The following is a 5270-nucleotide window of genomic DNA, read 5'->3' as shown; positions in this document are numbered from 1 at the left end:
CCCTTCTTCTATGCGTCCGCACCGGCAGACTCACCCGGACCAGGCCCCTGTTCGAACCCGACCGACCACCCGAGCGGAATGAGAACAGCCAGTGAGGGGCCCATCCGTCGCCGGCACCCGGGTGCGTGTCGTGGGGCCCGGGAGGAAGGACTTCGTCTGTTGCTCGTGCAGGAGGACATGGGTTCGGGCGGCGTTCGAGAGCCAGGTGTCGGACTGATTCTCGCGCGGGTAAACGCCGTCTCGCGCGAGCCGGTCGAGCAGACCGCGCGCGGTGAGGCGATCGGCCGGTACGGGCCGTGTGCATTCCACAACGAGGTCCCGGAGAACGCCGTCCAGACCGTCAAAAGTGCCGACCGGAAAGCTTGGTGCCCCGGTCATAAAGGCCTCGTGAAGGTCGGGACGCTCTGTCTCCGCCCCGGTGGCCGCATAGGCGAGCGTGAGGCCCAGGGCGAACATGTCGCTCGGATGTCCAGCTTTCCCATACACCTGTTCAGGGGCCATGAAGGCGTCGGTTCCCACCTTCATGACCGGTTGGGTAACCGTACGGCCCAGACGTCGCGCCACCCCGAAATCGATGAGGCGCAAGGACCCGTCCGCCGCACCGAGGACCAGAATGTTCGAGGGCTTGAGATCACGGTGGACGAGGTTGTGTTTCTCCAAGCGAATGAGTGTCGGAGCGATTTCCGCGGCAAGACGCAAAACGGCTTCCGTGCCCAGCGGACCATGACTGCGGACGAGCTCCCCGAGGTCCATCCCCGCCACGTAATCGGTGGCAAACCAGGGTGGCGCACCGTCAGGGTCGCTTTTGAGCAGGCGCAATGTGCCGTTCGCCTTCATGTCACCCAGCGACTCGATCTCGAGGCGGAAGAGGCGTCGAACATAGTGATCCGTGAGTAATGGGCGTTGCAGTGCCTTCACCACGGCCAGTGCGGGATCCGTGGGCCCTCGTCCCTTCTCTTCCGCGAGATATACGGTGGCCATTCCGCCGGACCCCAGCACGGCCAGCAATCGGAATGGGCCGATGTGGCGAGGGTCGTCGGCACCCAAGGGCTTCATATCCTCTTCACTCCCCCCTGCGGAAAAGGACAGACTTCGCGAGCTGGTGACGGTGCGGAGGGCGATACCGCAACGCAACGGCGAACCGCAAAGGCTCAATTTCGTAGCGAAATAACAAAAAAGAGGGATCCCATGGAGCCGCAAGGGTCCCCCGGACGAATGAGCATACTTCATTACGAGTCCGTTCGTATGGGCGGCGAGAGGAGGAGTCGGCGGCAGGGGGGAAGTGCTTATTAAGCGTGCGAGAGCTTATCGGGATTGCACTTACCCCGTACACCGCCGCGTACGGACGGCGTCTCGTGCGGGTCCGGCTGTCTGAAGGTGAACTCCGGCTGTCGCGGCCGGCGACGAGGTGAGGGCCGGGACTGTGCCACGCGGCCAACGGTGGCGGCGGGAGACATCCCGCGAGCCGGCCGCCCTGGGGTGTCGGACAGGGGGCCACGGGTCGCCTACTGGGAGAGACAGCGCCTTTCCTGTCATCGGCGATCATGAATGAATCAAATAGATCCATCGCATCGCCTTGACCGTGCCGTACGTGCCGATCAGGACAACCTGGATGACAGGTCCATCGCCTGGCCTGGCGGTCAGACAGCGCGCAGCCGAGGGGTGTCGGGTCGCCCCGGTTCGATTTCCGCAACGACCCCGAAGGGCGTGGTGGCCTCATCGGCGGTCTCGTCCGATCGGCGGCTCAGCCTCGATTTAAGGCTGGTCATACCGCTCTTGACGTGGGGTTCGGCCACCACCACGGCGACGCCCAGCGCGAAGCTCACGCCGGCGATCACTACGGTTGTCCTGGTCCCGGAAAACAACACGGCGTGCGTGAGGAGCGCGTTGTTGTCGTTGCGCGCCAGCGTGCACATTCCACCCGGAGTACTCGACTGCGAGAGGTCCGTGTCGCAGGGGCGCTGCACCATCATCAGTTCCCGGTCACTCCGTGCCAGTTGAGTTTCATGGGCGTGACCGCAGTCAGTTCCGACGCTCGGTCAGCTAGCTCCGCGAAACCCATCGCAGCCCCCCGATTGGCGTGCTGGGCGACCATGGCCGTACCCAGTGCCAACAGACGCACAGCGCTGCGCTCTGTCGCTGAGCAGTAAGGTGGAAGCGGTCGTGCCCGTATAGGTCGGCATATCCGAGCCAGGCAAGCGCACCATGACAGGTCGTCTTGCAGATGCCGATGCCACTGACCCCGGAAACACGGGAGCCGGCCGCACACTGACGGGGTGTCAGACGCGCACGCCGGACACGAATACCTCCACGTCTGACGCACCCTGGCTCCGTCCCGGTGAGCGATTCCGACGGGAACGGTGCGGCTCGGCGCAGAACGCCAGGGAGCCGGCCGGAGGAGAGGCCTGAGCGCGAGCGGCAGTTGTCTCCGCCTGGCGTTCCAGGCAGAACGGGCAGCGAGTGTCGATGGGCCGGGTCGGGACGCATTCCTGACACGGGCCCGACCAGTTGGCACGTGGTGGCAGCAACGTTCACACCGCGTGCGCGGTTGACGGGTGGTCGGATGAGGCCACACCAGGGTTCCCCTCCTCCTCTCAGCACCTAGAACTGGTAGAACGCGCGCTCCCACCTGCGCGAACGCTGCCTCGCCCTGGCGGGCGGCGGCCTGTGCGCGCGATGGATCATCGGGGTGCGGTCCGGAAGTCGGTGTCCCCCGACTGTGCTCTACTTCTGACCGTCGCTTCGCAGGTGACGGCGCGGTGCATCGTCGGCCGAGTGACGTCGGCGCGGCGACGGCTCGAAGCAGGTCCGCCGCCCAGTGGCCCCAGGACGTGGCCGTGCCGGATCCGGTGCCGATCAGGGTGTGGTCCTTACGGACGTCGTGGCGGGGCCCGGTTCTACAACCCTGGGCGATGGGCGGTCGGGGCATCCGACGCTCCCGACCACACGGGTGGTGAGTTGGTCCGGCCCGGAGCCACCAGCATTGTGAACGCCCGCGAGCATGAGGAACGCACGAGGAGCCATACATGACGAAGAAGAGGAGCCATACATGACGAAGAAGACGCACTTGTTGGTTACGGTTCTGGGCGCATCCCTCGTCCTGGGTGCGACGGGTTGCGGCAGCGACTCGTCCGGCACCGCGAAGAAGCCCGGCGACACCGCCTCGTACCATGAGACCGACCAGAAGCCCAGCGGCACAGGTGATCCGAAACCGGACGATACGGGCGACAGGACCCCCTCTTCGGTAGAGAAGCGTCCGGCTGCGGCATTGCTGCGCGACAGCATCAAGGCTTTGCGGACGTCGGGGACTTGGCATGCCAGCGTGCGCGGAATCATGGAGGTCGACGAGGATGCGTCGGGCAACTGCGCGGGGGCCTTCACCAATGAGGGCGGTACGACCAAGGTCCTCAAGAAGGGGGACGAGATATGGGCCAAGCCGGATCAATCGTACTGGGAGCAGCCGGACGGGAAGAAGATCCTGGCCGAACTCCCGAAGGCTCGGGGGAAGTACCTGTATGCCACGTCGAACTCGCCCTCAATGATTAGTTTTGCGTCGGTCCTCGCCTGCTCGCTGGGTGATGTGAACAGCCTCGCGAAGGGAGTGCGGAGCGTCGGCCCGCCGAGCCGGGAGCCCATGACCACGATCGGCGGTACCAGGGTGCTTCCGTTGCGCGTTGTGGATGGCAAGCACAAGAAAGTCGTCACCTTCTACGTGGCCGCGGAAGGCAAGCCGTATCCGCTGCGCATCACTTCGAAGGGAAAGGACGAGACGTCGGTCGACTTCTCGGACTTCGGCAAGCGCTTCACCCTGCCTCCGTCCCCTTCGAAGGCCGCCTCTATCAGTGCCTCCGCGGTGGAAGACGCCGCGATGGACGCCTCCGGGTGACCACCGAAGGAGCTGAGGACAGCCCCCGTGCTGACGAGCGGGCAGGCACGGAGTCGGTGTCGCCGGGCAGTTGGAAGTGCGGGACGAGACGCGCGCCGGCGGTATAGGCACCGCCATCGCGCGATCAGGTGGACGTCGACTGGCTGATGGGTCACACCAGCCGGACACCCTGGGAGCCGGACCGTGGACACGGTCTCGCCCAGCACCGCGCCTCCAGCGGCGAGCGTCGTACCGCGGCAGGAGCGATGGGGCCCGGCGCTGCGCCGGGCCCCATCGCTCGGTTGCGCGGACGGGCTGTGAACCTGCGACTTCTGGCCACAGGGCATGCAGCAGTGCCTGTGCGGCAGCCGCCACACTCCCGCGATCGGCCGACTGTAGTCGACAGGCTGCTGCCCCAGCTCGGACGAAGCGCCCTTTCTCACACATCCACCGCAGTGGTGGCGATGTCCGTGGGAGGCGCTCAGTATAAGACCGTGTCCTATGTGGTGAGTTTGAGGAGTCGCTTGTAGCAGCAGAGGGCTGCAGCGAGGCCGAGAAACGCCAGGTAGTTGCGGGGATAGCGTTCGTAGCGGTGGTTGAGGCGGCGGTAGCCGGTCAGCCAGGACATGGTGCGTTCGATGACCCGTCTGCGGCGTCCCAATCGTTCGCTGGACTCGATCCCTTTGCGGGCGATTCGGACGCCGATGTGCTTTCCCCAGAGCCATTTCCGCAGGTGAGGGATGTCGTAGGCCTTGTCTGCGTGGAGACGTTGGGGCTTGAAGTACCGGCCGCGGTGGGGGTCGTGTCTCGTTTGGTGGCCCGTGATCATGGGCTTCAGCGCGAGGCTGTCGTGGGTGTTGGCTGCCGAGACCCCGACGAGGAGGGGCAGTCCGTTCGCGTCCGACAGAACGTGCATCTTGGAGCCCGGCTTTGCTCGGTCCACGGGACTCGGACCTGTGAGTTCGCCCCTTTTTTCGCCCTCACGTGGGCGGAATCGAGGACTGCTCGGGACAGGTCGAGGAGGCCGGCGTCGTCCAGGCGGTGCAGGATCTCCTCGTGCAGCCGACCCCACACCCCGGCTCGGGACCAGATCAGGAACCGGCGGTGCGCGGTCGACTTCGATATCCCGAAGCATGGCGGCAAAGCCCGCCAAGCGCACCCGCTGACCAGCACATAGATGATGGCAGCGAACAGCGTCTCATCAGGCGTGTCCTGTGTCCCGCCACCCTGCGGCCGCACCCTCGACGGCGGGATCAGCGGTTCCGCGATCGCCCACAGCCCGTCCGGAACAATCCAACTCCACGTACCCCTGAGGCGACCCCTGGGGTGTGGACACTCTGACAATGGATCTTGATGGTCCGAGGAAGGGTGTCTTGGTGGGACGTAGGTCTCCGTATCCGGAGGA

General features: G+C 65.5%; 4 protein-coding genes. 1 reads left to right on the top strand and 3 read right to left on the bottom strand.

The window, feature by feature from the left end; genetic code table 11:
* Positions 1-30 precede the first annotated feature (30 nt).
* Positions 31-1047, bottom strand: a complete 1017-nt coding sequence (locus tag ACZ7FF_RS44765; RefSeq protein WP_470820491.1) for a serine/threonine protein kinase — start codon at positions 1045-1047, stop codon at positions 31-33.
* 593 nt (positions 1048-1640) lie between these two features.
* The gene (locus tag ACZ7FF_RS44760; RefSeq protein WP_470820489.1) at positions 1641-1916 is read right to left on the bottom strand and encodes a hypothetical protein; all 276 of its coding nucleotides are present in this window, start codon (positions 1914-1916) and stop codon (positions 1641-1643) included.
* A 1133-nt stretch (positions 1917-3049) separates the two neighbouring features.
* Between ACZ7FF_RS44760 and ACZ7FF_RS44755 the strand changes: the two genes are divergently transcribed.
* The gene (locus tag ACZ7FF_RS44755) at positions 3050-3886 is read left to right on the top strand and encodes a hypothetical protein (RefSeq protein WP_470820487.1); all 837 of its coding nucleotides are present in this window, start codon (positions 3050-3052) and stop codon (positions 3884-3886) included.
* Positions 3887-4364: 478 nt separating this feature from the next.
* Here the strand turns inward: ACZ7FF_RS44755 and ACZ7FF_RS44750 are convergent.
* Positions 4365-5209, bottom strand: a protein-coding gene (locus ACZ7FF_RS44750) for an IS5 family transposase (RefSeq protein WP_470820493.1) whose coding sequence is annotated in 2 segments (ribosomal slippage) — positions 4365-4834 and positions 4834-5209 — 846 coding nt in all. Because the reading frame shifts where the segments join, the coding sequence is not laid out codon by codon here.
* Between the last annotated feature and the right edge of the window lie 61 nt (positions 5210-5270).

The sequence above is a fragment of the Streptomyces sp. NPDC037126 genome, assembly GCF_055605965.1.
The sequence above is the reverse complement of the archived record's forward strand: the minus strand, read 5'-3'. Positions and strand labels throughout refer to the sequence as shown.